General features: G+C 73.1%; 16 protein-coding genes. 8 read left to right on the top strand and 8 right to left on the bottom strand.

Annotated features, from left to right (window positions below):
* Positions 1 to 61: 61 nt before the first annotated feature.
* The 4 genes from ACZ42X_RS01525 to ACZ42X_RS01510 all read left to right on the top strand — a co-directional run bounded on the left by ACZ42X_RS01525 (position 62) and on the right by ACZ42X_RS01510 (position 3,754).
* Complete coding sequence (locus ACZ42X_RS01525; RefSeq protein WP_468283007.1) at positions 62 to 475, top strand: hypothetical protein; 414 nt, start codon at positions 62 to 64, stop codon at positions 473 to 475.
* Positions 472 to 2,220, top strand: coding sequence for a sodium/solute symporter (locus ACZ42X_RS01520; protein WP_468283004.1), 1,749 nt, complete (start codon positions 472 to 474; stop codon positions 2,218 to 2,220). Before ACZ42X_RS01525 ends, ACZ42X_RS01520 begins: the two co-directional genes overlap by 4 nt.
* A complete protein-coding gene (locus tag ACZ42X_RS01515) occupies positions 2,217 to 3,446 on the top strand; it encodes a sensor histidine kinase (protein WP_468283001.1) in 1,230 nt (409 codons plus the stop codon). Before ACZ42X_RS01520 ends, ACZ42X_RS01515 begins: the two co-directional genes overlap by 4 nt.
* A gap of 86 nt (positions 3,447 to 3,532) precedes the next feature.
* Positions 3,533 to 3,754 (top strand): DUF6296 family protein, encoded by a 222-nt coding sequence (locus ACZ42X_RS01510; RefSeq protein ID WP_361426635.1) that lies wholly within the window; start codon positions 3,533 to 3,535, stop codon positions 3,752 to 3,754.
* A 112-nt stretch (positions 3,755 to 3,866) separates the two neighbouring features.
* Here the strand turns inward: ACZ42X_RS01510 and ACZ42X_RS01505 are convergent, their stop codons facing one another.
* Positions 3,867 to 4,382 (bottom strand): hypothetical protein, encoded by a 516-nt coding sequence (locus ACZ42X_RS01505; protein WP_468282998.1) that lies wholly within the window; start codon positions 4,380 to 4,382, stop codon positions 3,867 to 3,869.
* 170 nt (positions 4,383 to 4,552) lie between these two features.
* Complete coding sequence (locus tag ACZ42X_RS01500; protein WP_468282995.1) at positions 4,553 to 5,086, bottom strand: sigma-70 family RNA polymerase sigma factor; 534 nt, start codon at positions 5,084 to 5,086, stop codon at positions 4,553 to 4,555.
* Between the two features lie 279 nt (positions 5,087 to 5,365).
* On the opposite strand from ACZ42X_RS01500, the gene ACZ42X_RS01495 reads away from it, so the two are divergent.
* Positions 5,366 to 6,637: a CapA family protein gene (locus ACZ42X_RS01495; RefSeq protein WP_468282992.1), complete on the top strand. Its 1,272-nt coding sequence runs from the start codon at positions 5,366 to 5,368 to the stop codon at positions 6,635 to 6,637.
* 23 nt (positions 6,638 to 6,660) lie between these two features.
* Here the strand turns inward: ACZ42X_RS01495 and ACZ42X_RS01490 are convergent, their stop codons facing one another.
* Complete coding sequence (locus ACZ42X_RS01490) at positions 6,661 to 8,109, bottom strand: amino acid permease (protein ID WP_468282989.1); 1,449 nt, start codon at positions 8,107 to 8,109, stop codon at positions 6,661 to 6,663.
* Positions 8,110 to 8,292: 183 nt separating this feature from the next.
* On the opposite strand from ACZ42X_RS01490, the gene ACZ42X_RS01485 reads away from it, so the two are divergent.
* Positions 8,293 to 9,237, top strand: coding sequence for a polysaccharide deacetylase family protein (locus tag ACZ42X_RS01485; RefSeq protein WP_468282986.1), 945 nt, complete (start codon positions 8,293 to 8,295; stop codon positions 9,235 to 9,237).
* Here the strand turns inward: ACZ42X_RS01485 and ACZ42X_RS01480 are convergent.
* Positions 9,210 to 9,404 carry a hypothetical protein gene (locus tag ACZ42X_RS01480; RefSeq protein ID WP_468282983.1) on the bottom strand — a complete coding sequence of 65 codons (195 nt, stop codon included), beginning with the start codon at positions 9,402 to 9,404 and terminating at the stop codon, positions 9,210 to 9,212. The genes ACZ42X_RS01485 and ACZ42X_RS01480 overlap by 28 nt on opposite strands.
* A gap of 85 nt (positions 9,405 to 9,489) precedes the next feature.
* Complete coding sequence (locus ACZ42X_RS01475) at positions 9,490 to 10,146, bottom strand: class F sortase (protein WP_468282980.1); 657 nt, start codon at positions 10,144 to 10,146, stop codon at positions 9,490 to 9,492.
* A 315-nt stretch (positions 10,147 to 10,461) separates the two neighbouring features.
* On the opposite strand from ACZ42X_RS01475, the gene ACZ42X_RS01470 reads away from it, so the two are divergent.
* Positions 10,462 to 10,965, top strand: a complete 504-nt coding sequence (locus ACZ42X_RS01470) for a hypothetical protein (RefSeq protein ID WP_468282977.1) — start codon at positions 10,462 to 10,464, stop codon at positions 10,963 to 10,965.
* 127 nt (positions 10,966 to 11,092) lie between these two features.
* Here ACZ42X_RS01470 and ACZ42X_RS01465 read toward each other — a convergent pair whose 3' ends face one another.
* From ACZ42X_RS01465 to ACZ42X_RS01455, 3 genes are all read right to left on the bottom strand, one after another.
* Complete coding sequence (locus ACZ42X_RS01465; protein ID WP_468282974.1) at positions 11,093 to 11,629, bottom strand: hypothetical protein; 537 nt, start codon at positions 11,627 to 11,629, stop codon at positions 11,093 to 11,095.
* 156 nt (positions 11,630 to 11,785) lie between these two features.
* Positions 11,786 to 12,550 carry a bestrophin-like domain gene (locus ACZ42X_RS01460; RefSeq protein WP_468282971.1) on the bottom strand — a complete coding sequence of 255 codons (765 nt, stop codon included), beginning with the start codon at positions 12,548 to 12,550 and terminating at the stop codon, positions 11,786 to 11,788.
* A 64-nt stretch (positions 12,551 to 12,614) separates the two neighbouring features.
* On the bottom strand, positions 12,615 to 13,166 hold the full coding sequence (locus ACZ42X_RS01455) for a hypothetical protein (RefSeq protein WP_468284088.1): 552 nt from the start codon (positions 13,164 to 13,166) through the stop codon (positions 12,615 to 12,617).
* A gap of 218 nt (positions 13,167 to 13,384) precedes the next feature.
* Here ACZ42X_RS01455 and ACZ42X_RS01450 point away from each other — a divergent pair, with 218 nt between their 5' ends.
* The gene (locus tag ACZ42X_RS01450; RefSeq protein ID WP_468282968.1) at positions 13,385 to 14,437 is read left to right on the top strand and encodes an SCO0930 family lipoprotein; all 1,053 of its coding nucleotides are present in this window, start codon (positions 13,385 to 13,387) and stop codon (positions 14,435 to 14,437) included.
* Positions 14,438 to 14,473 lie beyond the last annotated feature (36 nt).

The following is a 14,473-nucleotide window of genomic DNA, read 5'->3' as shown; positions in this document are numbered from 1 at the left end:
CCGGACCTGCTGCGTAGACTCCACAACCCCTGCCCCCCGACCCACCAGCCCCCGGACGACGATGCCCGCAGAGCAGCCCACCGCGCGCCGCCCGCGCCGCGAGACCGTGACCGGCGTGCCACGCTCCGCCCGCAGGCCGCCCCGCTCTCCCGGTCACGCCCCGGCCCGCTCCGAGATCAGCGAGCAGACCTCCCTCGGCCACACCTACGTACGCTCCCTGATGCGCAGCCAGCTGCGCGCCGCGCTGTCGGCGCTCGCCACCCTTGCCCTGGTCGTCGGCACCCTGCCGCTGCTGTTCGCGCTGCCCCAGGCCCTCGACCCCACCGCGCCGTCGCCCGCGCCCTTCGTCTGGGCCGCCCTCGGCGTCGGCGTCCACCCCGTCATGTGGCTCGTCGCCCACTGGTACGTGCGCCGCGCGGAGCGCAACGAACGCGACTTCACCGGGCTGCTGGAAGGCCGGTCGGAAGGCCGGTGAACCAGACCTACGCGGTGGCCGCCGTCACCGCCGTCGTCCTCGCCACCGTGCTCATCGGCTCCCTCGGCCTGCGCATCTCCCGCACCACCTCCGACTTCTACGTCGCCTCGCGCACCGTGCGCCCGGGCCTCAACGCCGCCGCCATCAGCGGCGAATACCTCTCCGCCGCCTCCTTCCTCGGCGTCGCCGGACTCGTCCTGCTCCAGGGCCCCGACATGCTCTGGTACCCGGTCGGCTACACCGCCGGGTACCTGGTCCTGCTGGTCCTCGTCGCGGCCCCGCTGCGCCGCTCGGGCGCGTACACCCTCTCCGACTTCGCCGAGGCCCGGCTGGAGTCGCCGCGCGCCCGGCGGCTCGCCAGCCTCCTCGTCGTCGGCATCGGCTGGCTGTACCTGCTGCCGCAACTCCAGGGCGCCGGGCTGACGCTGGAGATCCTCACCGGGGCGCCCGAGTGGGTCGGCGGGCTCGTCGTCGCCGTCGTCGTCACCGGGGCCGTGGCGGCGGGCGGCATGCGCAGCATCACCTTCGTCCAGGCGTTCCAGTACTGGCTCAAGCTCACCGCCCTGCTGGTGCCCGCCCTCTTCCTCGTCACGGCCTGGCTCGGCGACGACGCCCCGCGCGCCCGCTTCGACGCGCCCGCCGTCTTCCGGGAGCACACGCAGGTCCGCGTCGACGACACCGTACGCATCGACGTCGACGCCCCGCTCACCCTCACCGTCTCCGGCCGCGTCGACCAGGTCGCGTACGACGGCGGCCGCGTCACCCTCGCCGAGGGCACCCACCACGTCGCGGCCGGCACCACGCTCGGCTTCCCCGAGGGCGCCCGCGTCCCCGAGCGCGCCGCCACCGGGACCGACCCCCTCGGCTGGTCGCAGCCGCTGGCCGGGGGCCGCGACGGCGGCCAGCCGGACGGGCGGCAGCTGTACGCCACGTACGGGCTGATCCTCGCCACCTTCCTCGGGACCATGGGCCTGCCCCACGTCGCCGTCCGCTTCTACACCAGCCCCCACGGCCGCGCCGCACGCCGCACCACCCTCGTCGTCCTCGGCCTGATCGGCGTGTTCTACCTCCTGCCGCCCGTCTACGGCGCGCTCGGCCGGATCTACGCGCCCGAGCTCGCGCTGACCGGCGCCGCGGACGCCGCCGTCCTCGTGCTGCCCGACCGGGTGGTGGGCGGGCTGGCCGGGGACCTGCTCGGCGCGCTGCTCGCGGGCGGGGCCTTCGCGGCGTTCCTGTCGACGGCCTCGGGGCTGACCATGTCGGTGGCCGGGGTGCTCGGCCAGGACGTGCTCCCCTCACGCGGCGTACGCCACTTCCGGCTCGCCGCACCGCTCGCCATGGCCGTACCGCTGGGGCTGAGCCTGGTGGCGACGAAGGTGCCGGTGGCGGACGCGGTGGGCCTGGCGTTCGCCGTGTCGGCGTCGTCGCTCTGCCCGCTGCTGGTGCTCGGCATCTGGTGGCGGCGGCTCACCCCGCCCGGCGCCATGGCCGGGCTCGTCACCGGCGGCGGGGCCGCGCTCACCGCCGTCATGGCCACCCGGGCGGGCCTGGCCCCCGAGGGCTGGCCGCACACCCTGATGGCCTGGCCCGCCGTCTGGTCGGTGCCCCTCGGCTTCCTCACCATGGTGGGCGTCTCCCTGGCGACGCCCCGCCACGTGCCCGCCGGGACGCCGGCGATCCTGGCCCGGCTCCACCTGCCGGAGGGGCTCGTCGGCCGCCCCGACCGCGAGGGGGCCGAGCGATGAGCGGTACCTCCGGGACCCTGCTCGCCGCCCTCGCCGCCGCCGGGGCCGTGCTCCTCGCTGCCGGGTTCGTGCTCGGCCGGCTCACCGCCCGGCGCGCTGGGCGGGACGTCCTCGACCTCGGCACCCCCGTCGAACGCGCCACCTTCCACACCCTGCACACCGCGTCCCTCGCCGCGCCGCCGCTGCGCGCCGGGCTCACCGAGGACACCGCCCGCAAGGCCGCCCGGCGCCTGCGGCCGCTGCTCGGCACCGAGGCGCTCTGCCTCACCGACCGCACCGCCGTCCTCGCCTGGGACGGGCCCGGCGCCGACCACCACCGCGACCAGGTGATGGAACGGGTCGCCGAGCTGCTCGACTCGGGCCGCAGCCAGAGCGTGCGCACCGACTGCGGCGACCTGGACTGCCCGCTGCGCTGGGCCGTCCTCGCCCCGCTCACCGGCGAGGAGGGCGTGCTCGGCGCCCTCGTCGCGTACGGCTCGCGCGAGTCGGCCGTACTCGTGCGGGCCGCGACCGAGGTGGCCCGCTGGGTCTCCGTACAGCTGGAGCTGGCCGAGCTGGACCTGTCCCGCACCCGGCTCATCGAGGCCGAGATCCGCGCGTTGCGGGCCCAGATCTCCCCGCACTTCATCTACAACTCGCTCGCCGCCATCGCCTCGTTCGTCCGCACCGACCCCGAGCACGCCCGCGAACTCCTCCTGGAGTTCGCCGACTTCACCCGCTACTCCTTCCGGCGGCACGGCGACTTCACCCACCTCGCCGACGAGCTGCGCTCCATCGAGCAGTACCTGGCGCTCGCCGGGGCCCGCTTCGGCGACCGGCTCCAGGTCACCCTGCAGGTGGCGCCGGAGGTGCTGCCGGTGACGCTGCCGTTCCTGTGCCTCCAGCCGCTCGTCGAGAACGCCGTCAAGCACGGCCTGGAGGACTCGCGCACCACCTGCCGGGTGACCATCGCCGCGCGTGACGCGGGCGCCGAGGCGGTCGTCACGATCGAGGACGACGGCGTCGGCATGGACCCCGCCGTCCTGCGGGCCATCCTCGCGGGCGAGCGCCCCCGGTCCTCCGGCATCGGGCTGTCCAACGTCGACGAACGGCTGCGCCAGGTGTACGGGGACGACTACGGCCTGGTGGTGGAGACGGCCGTGGGCGCGGGCATGAAGGTGACGGTGCGTGTCCCGAAGTATCACGCGGGTGTGCACCGCACCCCGCCCCTGTCCGGTCAGGTATGAAAAGTCCCGTTGTGGGGACGCGGGTGCAGGGCGGCGACCGCTCCACGCGATCGCGGCCACCGGGAGGTATCCACCGGGAGGCAGCCATGCCCATCCATGACCACTACGAGCTGGACTTCGGGCAGGACACAGTGGTGGAGGTGCACCGCACGGACCGCACCGGCGCCGGCGGGCACCCGGTGTACGCCGACGACACGGGAATCGTCCTGGCGGAGATCAGCGACCAGGGCGAAGTGCGGATGATGGCGAGCGGCGGCCACCAGGACCCCGCCGCGAGGGTCCGGGCCCGCCCCGTCCAGCCGCACTGACACCCGCGCCGACACCCCGCGTGCCGCGCCCGCGTGCCGCGCCCGCGTGCCGCGCGTTGCCCACGCCCGCGGCCGCCGACGCACGCGTGCGCGTACGGTCACGGGCGTGCGCTCAGTACAGGCGCAGCGCCAGGTGTCCGAGGGGCAGGCCCACCTGCCAGGCGGGCAGCCACACGCGTGCCGACTCGTCCACCGCGAGGCCGGCCGCCGGGGCGGCGGACAGCGCGCCGAGGTCCGTGGCCAGCAGCTGCGTGGAGTCCAGCAGGCGCCAGGTCTCGTGCGCGAGCGCCAGCCCCGCGTCCTGCGGGCGCGCGAGGTCCTCGTCCGCCGCGCGCCGCGCGGCGAGCCGGCCGCGGACCCAGGCGTCCCAGGGGTGCCCGTACGCGGTGAGCGCGAGCCACTCGTCCAGCCGGGCCTCCGTCCCGGCCTCCGAGGAGACCTCGGCGACCCCGTCGCAGAGGTAGAACGTGAGCGCGAGCGTCCGGCGGCCCGCCCGGTATTCGAGCGAACCGGGCGCGACCAGTCCGCCCGAGCGCAGCAGCTCATCGGCTAAGTACTCGGCACACAGCCAGGCCATGGGGACCGCCAGCCCGCCCCCGTCGGTGCCGTTCGTGCTCTCGGGCCGCAACGTTCCCACCTTCTTCCGGACGTTCTTCCGTGCGCGGTGCGTGTTTCCAGACGACGAGCCTCCACCGTGGGACACGGCCGGGGGTGCGCTTTTGCCCAACTCGGTGCTGTGGTTTCGAATACGTTCCGGCCGCGGCCGTGACCCACGGGGGCCGGGGGGAACCAGGGCCGTCAGGGGCGTTCGGGGTAGCCCGGCAGGTACCGGCCGAGCGCCCGCAGCGCGTAGTGCGAGCGCGACTTGACCGTCCCGGCCGGTATACCGAGCTCCGCCGCCGCCTCCTTCACCGACAGGCCGTCGAAGTAGATCCGGACCAGTACCGCGCGGTGCTCCGGGCTCAGCTCCCGTACCGCGGCGCGGACGTCGAGGGCCGCCATCGCCGACTCGGTGGCGTCGGCCGGGTCGGGGGTGGCGGCGAGCGCGCCGTCGCCGATCTCGGTGGGGCGGGCCAGACGGGAGCGGCGGGCATCGATCGCGAGGCGCCGTGCCACCGTGAAGAGCCACGGCCGCATCGACTCGTACGGCGCCTCGAACGCCTCGGGGTGCTGCCAGGCGCGGACCAGCGTCTCCTGCATCAGGTCCTCGGCGCGCTGCCGGTCACCGTACGTCAGCCCGAGCAGGAAGTTCAGCAGCGCGTTTCCGTGCTCGCGCTGGAGCTCCGCCAGGGTCCGCTCGTCGGTGGTCGGCGTCGCCGTCGCCGTCGTCATCGTTCACATCCCTTCGCGCCGTGCCGCGTCACTCGGTCCGTATCCGAGCGCATCCGGGCGCGGAGGGACAGGCGGCACACCGCGATCTGCGACGAGCGGTCGCACCGAGCGACGAATGGTGCGGCGAACGGTCGGCCGGGGTGGATTGATGCCCTTGGTCCGGTTCGGGCAATTTGTGTGATTTTCCGACTTAAAGGATTGAATGATTCTTGGATCCCGTAGGGATTTCAGGGAGCCAGCACCTGGTGCACCCCACCCGAAGCCCTACGGAGCCCGGCCATGACCACCGCCATGACCACCCCGCGCACCCGCCCACGCACCCGCCCGCGCATCCGACGCAAGACGGTGGCCGCGACCGCCGTACTACTCTCCGTGACGGCCGGCTGTGCGGGCGCACAGCCCTCCGGCGCGCCCGCCGCGGCGCGACACGAGAACGGGGCCCACGACCGGTCGGCCGCAGCCGTGCCGTCCTCGGCCGGCGGCGCCGCCGCCCACTCCGAGCGGCGCGGCTTCACGCTCGTCGCCAGCGGCGACGTCCTGCCGCACGCCTCGATCATCCGCCAGTCCCAGGCGGACGCGAACGTCACCGGCGCGGGCGGCGGATACGACTTCGGCCCGATGCTCTCGGGCGCCAAGCCCGTCGTCTCCGCGGCCGACCTCGCCATCTGCCACATGGAGACGGTGTACGGCCCCGAGGGCGGCCCCTACACCGGCTACCCGTCCTTCAAGTCGCCGCCCCAGATCGCCACCGCGCTGCGCGAGACCGGCTACGACTCCTGCTCCACCGCCTCCAACCACACCCTGGACGACGGCCTCGACGGCCTGCGCCGCACCCTGGACGCCCTCGACAAGGCGGGCGTCCGGCACGCGGGGTCCGCCCGCTCCGCCGACGAGGCCGCCCGGCCCACCCTGCTGAAGGCCGGCGGCGCCACCGTCGCCCACCTCGCCTACACCTACGGCACCAACGCCGACCCGCTGCCGCAGGAGCAGTCCTGGGCGGTCAACCTCATCGACGAGAACAGGATCGTCACGGACGCGCGGGCGGCCCGCGAGGCCGGCGCCGACGTCGTCGTGGTGAGCATGCACTGGGGCACCGAGTGGCAGACGGAAGTCGACCAGCAGCAGCTGAGCCTCGCGCGGAGCCTCACCGCCTCCGGCGCGGGCGGCCGGCCCGACATCGACCTCATCATCGGCACACACGTCCACGCCCCGCAGGCCTACGAGAAGGTGAACGGCACGTGGGTCGTCTACGGCATGGGCGACCAGATCGCCGGTGACATGATCAACAACCAGGGCGCTTTCGACCCGCGCGGCAACCAGGGCACCATCGGCCGCTTCACCTTCGCGCCGCCCGCGAAGCCCGGCGGCCGGTGGGAGGTCCAGAAGGCCGAGTACCTCCCGCACTGGTTCAAGACCGCCACGGGCCGGGTGATCAACGTCAACGCCGCGATCGAGCGGGGCGAGAAGAGCCTCACCGCCGTACGCGACGAGATCCGGCAGGCCGTCCTCAGCCGCGGCGCGGACAAGGACGGCCTGCTGATGGGGCAGTGAGGCGGTGAGCGGGAGGGCGGCGGTTACGCCTCCGGTCCGGGCGGCGGCGCCTGCCCCGTCCGGGCCTCGCTCCCGGCCAGGTGGGACCGGCGGTAGGAGTAGGCGAAGTACACCACCAGCCCCAGCAGGAACCAGACGGCGAACCGCGCCCAGGTCTGCCATTGCAGGAACGTGATCAGCCAGAGCGAGAAGACCACACCGAGCGCCGGCACGAACGGCATCCCGGGCGTACGGAAGGTGCGCGGCAGCTCCGGCCGCTTGTAGCGCAGCACGATGACGGCGATGCACACGACCACGAAGGCCAGCAGGATCCCGATGTTGGTCAGCTCGGCCGCCTCGCTGATCGGCAGGAAGCCGGCGATCAGCGCGGACGCGACGCCCACGATCCATGTCACACGGACCGGTACGTGGCGCGTCGGGTGGGTCTTGGCGAACCACTGCGGCAGCAGCCCGTCCCGGCTCATGCTGAACCAGACGCGGGTGCATCCCAGCATGAACGTGAACATCACGGTGAGGATGCCGATGATCGCCCCCACCGCGATGACGTCGGCGAGCGCGTCCAGGCCCACCGACTTGAACGCGGTGGAGAAGCCGCTCTCCTTGTCGATCTCCGTGTACTTCTGCATGCCGGTCAGCACCAGGCAGGCCAGCACGTACAGCACCATCGAGATGGCGAGCGAGTACATGATCGCCTTCGGCATGTGGCGCTGCGCGTCCTTGGACTCCTCCGCCGCCGTCGACATCGCGTCGTAGCCGAAGACCGCGAAGAAGACGGTCGCCGCCCCGGTGAACGCCCCGCTCACCCCGAACGGGAAGAACGGGCTGTAGTGGGTGGTCGTGACGTGGAAGAAACCGACCACGATCACCAGCAGCACCACGAGCACCTTCAGCACCACGACGACCGTCTCGACGCGGGCCGCGTTCTTGATGCCGAGCGTGAGCAGGTACGCGATCAGCAGGCAGAGCAGGGCGGCGAACAGGTCCACCTTGTGGCCTTCGCCCGTGCCCGGGGCGCCCAGCATCCACGCGGGCAGCTCCGCGCCCACCTCGCCGAGCAGGAAGGTGAAGTAGCCCGAGATGCCGATCGCGACGACCGACACGATCGCGGTGTACTCCAGCAGCAGGTCCCAGCCGATGAACCAGCCGGCGATCTCGCCGAGGACCGCGTAGCCGTACGTGTACGCCGACCCGGCCTTCGGGATGAGCCCGGCGAACTCGGCGTAGCTGAACGCGGCGGCCGCGCTCGCCACCCCCGCGATGAGGAACGAGATCAGCACCGCCGGACCGGCCGTGCCGTTGGCGACGGTGCCGGCGAGGGTGAAGATGCCCGCGCCGATGATGCCGCCCACGCCGATGGCGGTGAGCTGCCACAGGCCCAGTGTCCTGGTGAGGCGTTCCTCCGCCTCGCCCTCTTCGATGTGCTCGATCGGTTTGCGGCGCAGAATCCCCTGCCCCGCGCGGAGTCCGGCCATGGGCGTCACCTCTTTGCATACGGCATCGGCTGACGGCCGATCATGATGGCTCAGCCGCGGCCCGGGCGGAAGACACCACACAGCAGGGGACTCGATTGCGCCGCTCGTCCCAACGAGTGCAATCGGAGGCCCCGGCCGGTGTGGGTCAGGGGCAGAGGGCATCCGCCATGCGAGTTATTAATCATGAAAAACGATCAGATGCCTACGGGGCGGCGGATGGTGCTGCGCATCGCCGCCGCGCTCGGGGCCACCACCACCGTCGGGCTCTTCGCATCGGACCGGTTCGGGTCGCCCGGGCGCACCGCCGCCCCGCCCGCCCCGTCCATGTCCCCCCTCGCCCCGGGCCTCCCGGGCGGTCCCGGCGCCCCCGGTGTCCCCGGCGCCGCCGGCGCCCCGGGGCGGGCCGCCGTCGCGCCGCCCGCGGCCGCCGGGCCCCAGGCACAGGCCCGCGCGCGCCTCGCCCCCTCCGCGTACCGCCTCCAGCCCATGGCCGCGGACAGCCCGGCCCGCTTCCGGCGCGCCCTGCCGCCGGTGCGGCAGCGGCCCTTCCTGCGGATGTCCGGCACCGGCCGCACGATGGTCCTCTCCTTCGACGACGGGCCCGACCCCCGCTACACCCCCGCCGTGCTGCGCACCCTGCGTGCGTACGACGTGCGCGCGATGTTCTTCGTCTGCGGCGAACTGGCCGCCGCACACCCCGACCTGCTGCGCGAGATGACCGCCGACGGCCATGTCGTGGGCAACCACTCCTGGTCGCACCCGAACGTCACCAAGCTGCCCCCCTCGCGCATCCGCGACGAGCTCGGCTCCACCAGCGACGTGATCGCGCGCGTCACCGGCTCCCCGCCCCTGTGGTACCGGGCCCCGTACGGCGCCTGGAACCGGCACTCGTTCGAGATCGGCGCCGAGCTCGGCATGGAGCCGCTCGCCTGGACCGTCGACACCCTGGACTGGACCGAGCCCGGGACCGCGAGCATCGTCAGCCGGGTCCTCGACGGGGCGGGGCCGGGCGTCGTGGTGCTCTCCCACGACGCGGGCGGCGACCGCTCGCAGAGCGTCGCGGCGCTGAAGACCTATCTGCCCCGGCTGTTGGCGGCCGGCTACCACGTGACCGTGCCGCGCAGATGACGGCTGCGTACGGCACCGGCCGCCGGGGCGCGTACCCCGGCGGCCGGTGCGGGCGCGGCGGAGCTAGGGGGTGTCTTGCCGATCTTGCCGGGCTCGCGGCGTCTGGTGCCGCTCCCCCAGAGCTTCGCCTGGGGGTGCCCCCACGCCGCGTTGTCGTCGGTCGCCAATGCTCCGCAGTGGCTCTCTCCTCCGCCTTGCGATGCACGGCACCAGACGCCGCTCCCTGATCCGGCCTGATCGACAAGACACCCCCTAGCGGGCCTGCACCATCCGCGCGAAGACCACCACGTTGCCGTCGTACCCGCCGGCCTTCGAGTAGCCGCCGCCGCAGGTGATCACGCGCAGCTCCGCGTGGCCGGTGTCGCCGTAGACGCGCACGCCGGGGAAGTCCTGCTTGGAGAACACCTCGATGCCGTACACCTCGAAGACCGCCACCCGGCCGTCGTAGCGCGTCACCTCCACCAGCTGGCCGCGCTTGACCGAGCCGAGCCGGTAGAAGACGGCGGGCCCCGACTCGTTGTCGACGTGGCCCACGACGACCGCCGTACCGCGCTGGCCCGGCGAGATGCCGTTCTGGTACCAGCCCGCCAGGTTCGGGTCCTGGGCCGGCGGGGCGTCGATCCAGCCCTCCTTGTCCAGCCCCACGTCCATGATCGGGGCGTCGACGTTGACCGCCTCGATCCGGATGCGCGACGCGGGCGCGTATGCCAGTGTCTGCAGCGAGGCCGGCGGCGTGGGGGCCGCGGCGACACCGCGCTCCGAAGGCGTCGCGAGGGCCGCGGGCTGCGGCGGACCGAGCTGGTCGTCAACGCCGTTCCGCACCATCGCGAGACCGGTGAGCATGACGAGGGCCAGTGCGCCCCACGGCGAGCGTCTCCGCCAGTCGAAGCCGGTGTGGTCCAGACCCATGGTTCTCCCTTCGAGGCGTCTGTACGCACGGTAAGGGCGGCGCAAGGGGCGGGCGATCAGTGAGGCGCGAACGGGTGGCGGGGCTGCCGGACGGGTGATGACCCATACGAGTAGTAGTCCACCACCGGCCTGACGGTCTGTGACCTGCGGCTCCGTCAGCTTCGTCGGCGCGGCGCCGGCGTGTCGCCTCACCGGTGTGGACCAATGCCCAAAATGCGGTGATCCGACTGGCTTGTGATGGTTCGACGTGGAGAGACGTACTCGTCGAATTTCCCGGAGCGCCGCTTCGGGGCGTCTTCCACTGGAGGTTCAACCATGCGTGCTTCACGCGCTCTCGCGGTGGCCGCCACCGCGTTCGCGGCCGTCGGAGTCTGCGCTCCGGCGGCCGTCGCCACCGGTGGTGGTACCGGCGGCAACGGTCCCACCAACGTCACCGTCCGTCCCACGCAGGTGCACCAGGGCGGTCAGCTCGCGGTGAGCGCCTCGGGGTGCAACCGCGGCGGCAGCGTCACGTCCAACGCCTTCCCTCCCACCGCACTGACCCTGAACCGTTCGGGCAACTCCGCCGCCACCCCCCGGATCTACGACCACGCCACGCCCGGCCAGTACAACCTGGCCGTCAAGTGCAACGACAGCCCCCTGGTCGTCACCCGCACCTTCACGGTCATCGCCGGCCGCGGCGCGCAGGGCGGCCTCGGCGGCTCCATGGCCCCAAGCTCCACCGAGATGGCCATCGGCGCCGCGCTCGTCGGCACGGCGGCCCTCGGCGGCGGGCTGTTCATCAGCCGGCGCCGCCGCCTGAGCGGCGGAAAGGTCTGACCGGCCGAACCTCCCGGTCGGCCGAATACGCCCGTCGCCCCGAGTCCTCGCTGAGGGCTCGGGGCGACGGGCTTCCCGCGGGTGCTTCCGGCTTTCCTTCGGTGCTTCGGTGCTTCGGTGCTTTCGGTCAGTGGCGGCGGTGGTCGGCCCGGCGGCGCACCACGAAGATGACGCCGGTCGCCGCGGCCACCACCAGGCCCGTACCGAGGGCGAGCTGGCCGGTGTGCCAGCCGCCGATGCTGCCGCCGAGGCCGCCACGGGCGCCACGGGTGGGTGCGACCGTCGCGGTGGCCGTCCTGGTGACGGTCGGAACGGCGGTGGACTTGGTCGTCGGGGTGGAGGTGGCCATGGCGATCCTGAGGTCCACGGAGCCGGGACTGCCCCCCGCGCAGGTGAAGTTCACCGTGTAGACGGCGCCGCGCTTGGCGTCCCAGTCGACGGTGGCCGTCGCCGACCCGCCGGCCGGGATGGTCACCGTGTCGAAGACGCCCGCCGACGCCATGGCCGTACCCGGACAGCCGGGGGCGGAGAGCGTGATCCTGCCGCCCGGCTGCACGGTCGTCGGGCTGATGAGGAAGTCGCCCTGCTGCGCGGCGGCGGGAGTGGTGAGGGCGAGAGCGGCCGCTCCCAGCAGAGCGGCGGACGCGGCACGTATCGCGCGCATGGTCGATCCTCCGGGTCCCGAGGGGCAGCTGCGGAACGGATTTCCACAAAGGGTCTGATATGCACCTCGATGCCCGACACGCTAGGAGCCCCGTACCACACCCGCGATCCCAGACGGGCGAATGGGGCACCGGAGTCCCCCGGACGGCGGATGCCCTCAGCTCCCCAGGTGCGGGAACAGGGCGAGGAGCGGGTCGGGTGTCGCGGACACCCCGCGGCCGAACGGCGCGTCGAACGCCCAGATCAGGAACAGCAGAAACGCGATAAGCGCGCTGAAGAGACCGGCCAGCAGCAGTTCGCGGAACGTACGCCGGATCTGGAGCATGAAGATCATGCCGACGGTGACCAGGGCCCCGATGATCAGGCCGAACCACACCACCCCCGGCATGGTGGCGCCCGCACTCTCGGCGCGCGCCGCGCGGGCGTCGTCCACGAGCGCCACCTGGTCCACCAGCGGCTGGTACGCCTCGCCCTCGTGCGCGTCGGCGGGCCGGTAGTCGGTGACGCTCCGCCGCAGCCGCTCCAGCAGCTCGGTGCCCTTCTCGGTCAGCTCGCCCCGCTCGGCCATGTGCGGCCACTCGGTGTCGACGACGTGGGACACGTACGCCCGTACGTCGTCGCGCACGCCCTCGCGCACGGCCTCGGGCCACACCTCGACGCGCCGGTCCACCTGGTAGAGGGCCTGGGCCTCCTGGCGGACGGTGTCCTGGGCGGCGCCGCGGCCCTCCCAGACGCCGGCGATCGCGAGGCCGAGGACGATGGCGTACACCACGCCGATCATCATCGTCATGTACTCGATGACGTCCGGGGTCTCGCTCGGGTCGTCGTCATCGCCGACCCGCCGGTGGTTGATGACGACGATGGTGAGGACGACGGCGCACGCGGCGGCCATCGCGATGGACAGAACAAGCCATTCCGACAAGGCGTCTCTCCGTCGGTGAGTGTGAGTGCGAGTGTGAGTGCGGGGGAGCGCGGGTGAGCGCTGATCAGCGGGACGAGCGGCCGCGCAGCGCGGCGGCGGCGAGCACCGCGGGCGCCGTGACCAGGAGCATCACGGACACTGGGGACGGGCCGCCGTCCGGCTCCGGCGGCGCGATGCGCTGGTAGGCGGGCAGCGGTACGGGGGACGGTGGCGGCGCCGGGGCCGGCGGTTTCGGCGGCCGCACGGACGGCGGCGCCGGTTTCGGCGCCGGCGGCGGCGGCGGGGGAGGGGGCGGGGGCACCGGCGCGAGCCCTACGGGAGCCGGCGGTGGCGGCTTGGGTTTCGGTTTCGGCTTCGGCTTGGGCTTCGGCGTCGGTTTCGGTTCGGGGGGCGGTACGGGCTCCGGTGGCGGCGGGGGAGGGGGCGTCGGCGTGGGAGTGGGCGTCGGGGAAGGGGACGGCGACGGGGTGCAGGTGTCGCTCCCCGCGATCGCCACCGCGTTCTCCGGTCCCGAGGGCCCGATGACGGCGTGGGCGCAGCTGTCGGCGGCGGCGGGCAGCGGGGCCACCAGCAGCCAGGCGAGGGTGGCGGCGGGAACCAGCCGCGAGACGATCATTCCGTACACGCCGAACAGCATGATCAGACCGGTGGCGCGACAGGGCGCGAACCAGGGTGATTTCCCCTGAAGGAGCGGTTCTGCGGCGACCTGTGTTTGCCCGGCGGAGAAATTTTCGCTCGCCGCGTTGAACACCGGCAGCCTCCCCGCCCGTACCTAGGACCGTGAACGGCGCACACGCGGCGCCGACAATCGGCTAGAACCCAACGGGAGTTGACATGAAGACCTGGCGGAACGCCTCGCTCGCGGTGACCGCGGCGGCCGTGCTGGCGCTGACGACGGCGTGCGGTCAGGAGAAGGGCACGCAGAGCCCCAACGGCCAGTCCGTCGGCGCCGCCGCACCCGCCGGAGCTCCCGCCGAGAACGCGGGCGGCTACGGCTCCGACGGCGGTTACGGCGCCGGCGCCGCGGCCCAGGGCGGCGCCGCCGCGGCCAAGCCGGCCGGTCAACTCGCCGTCTGGGACAGCAAGGAGTTCGGCAAGGTCCTCACCGACAGTGAGGGCTTCACGCTCTACCGCTTCGACAAGGACACGGCGAGCCCGCCCAAGTCGAACTGCGAGGGCGAGTGCGCCAAGACCTGGCCGGTCGTCTCCGCCGACGGCGCCAAGCCGCCGGCCGGTGTCGACGCCTCCCTGATGGGCACGGTGACGCGCGCCGACGGGACCAAGCAACTCACCGTCGACGGCTGGCCGATGTACCGGTACGCCAAGGACACCAAGCCCGGCGAGGCCAAGGGCCAGGGCGTCGGCGGCACCTGGTACGCGGCGTCCCCCGACGGCAAGAAGGCGGCCCCCGGCAACGGCGGCTCCGGCGGTGCGGGCGGCTCCGGCGACGCGGAGAAGCCGGAGAAGCCGGAGGAGCCGGAGGAGCCCGCGACCGGCGAGGGCGGCGGCGAGGACGCCGGCACCCCGGCCGACCCGGCCGGCCTGTCGGTCCGCAAGGACCCCAAGCTGGGCGAGATCGTCGTCGACAAGAACGGCATGACGGTCTACCGGTTCCAGAAGGACTCCGCCTGGCCGATGAAGACCGCCTGCACCGGCGACTGCCTCAAGAAGTGGCCGGTGGTCGCCCCCGTCGACAAGAACGACACCGAGGGCGTCAAGCTCAAGGGCTTCGTGACCTTCAACCGGCCCGACGGCATCAAGCAGCAGACCATCGACTGCTGGCCGATCTACACCTTCGCGGGCGACAAGAAGCCCGGCGACACCAACGGCCAGGGCGTTGGCGGCACCTGGTTCGCCGTCTCCCCCGACGGCAAGCTGGTCAAGTAGCCCGCCGAAACCACCCCATTCCCCCCACAGCCGGCC

This window comes from Streptomyces sp. NPDC030862 (assembly GCF_055571835.1).
This window is presented reverse-complemented; position numbering and strand designations above follow the sequence as displayed.

Coding starts and splice junctions, on each gene's coding strand:
- ACZ42X_RS01525 (WP_468283007.1), top strand. CDS start 62: ATGCCCGCAGAGCAGCCCACCGCGCGCCGCCCGCGCCGCGAGACCGTG.
- ACZ42X_RS01515 (WP_468283001.1), top strand. CDS start 2,217: ATGAGCGGTACCTCCGGGACCCTGCTCGCCGCCCTCGCCGCCGCCGGG.
- ACZ42X_RS01510 (WP_361426635.1), top strand. CDS start 3,533: ATGCCCATCCATGACCACTACGAGCTGGACTTCGGGCAGGACACAGTG.
- ACZ42X_RS01500 (WP_468282995.1), bottom strand. CDS start 5,086: ATGACGACGGCGACGGCGACGCCGACCACCGACGAGCGGACCCTGGCG.
- ACZ42X_RS01495 (WP_468282992.1), top strand. CDS start 5,366: ATGACCACCGCCATGACCACCCCGCGCACCCGCCCACGCACCCGCCCG.
- ACZ42X_RS01490 (WP_468282989.1), bottom strand. CDS start 8,109: ATGGCCGGACTCCGCGCGGGGCAGGGGATTCTGCGCCGCAAACCGATC.
- ACZ42X_RS01485 (WP_468282986.1), top strand. CDS start 8,293: ATGAAAAACGATCAGATGCCTACGGGGCGGCGGATGGTGCTGCGCATC.
- ACZ42X_RS01475 (WP_468282980.1), bottom strand. CDS start 10,146: ATGGGTCTGGACCACACCGGCTTCGACTGGCGGAGACGCTCGCCGTGG.
- ACZ42X_RS01470 (WP_468282977.1), top strand. CDS start 10,462: ATGCGTGCTTCACGCGCTCTCGCGGTGGCCGCCACCGCGTTCGCGGCC.
- ACZ42X_RS01465 (WP_468282974.1), bottom strand. CDS start 11,629: ATGCGCGCGATACGTGCCGCGTCCGCCGCTCTGCTGGGAGCGGCCGCT.
- ACZ42X_RS01455 (WP_468284088.1), bottom strand. CDS start 13,166: ATGATCGTCTCGCGGCTGGTTCCCGCCGCCACCCTCGCCTGGCTGCTG.
- ACZ42X_RS01450 (WP_468282968.1), top strand. CDS start 13,385: ATGAAGACCTGGCGGAACGCCTCGCTCGCGGTGACCGCGGCGGCCGTG.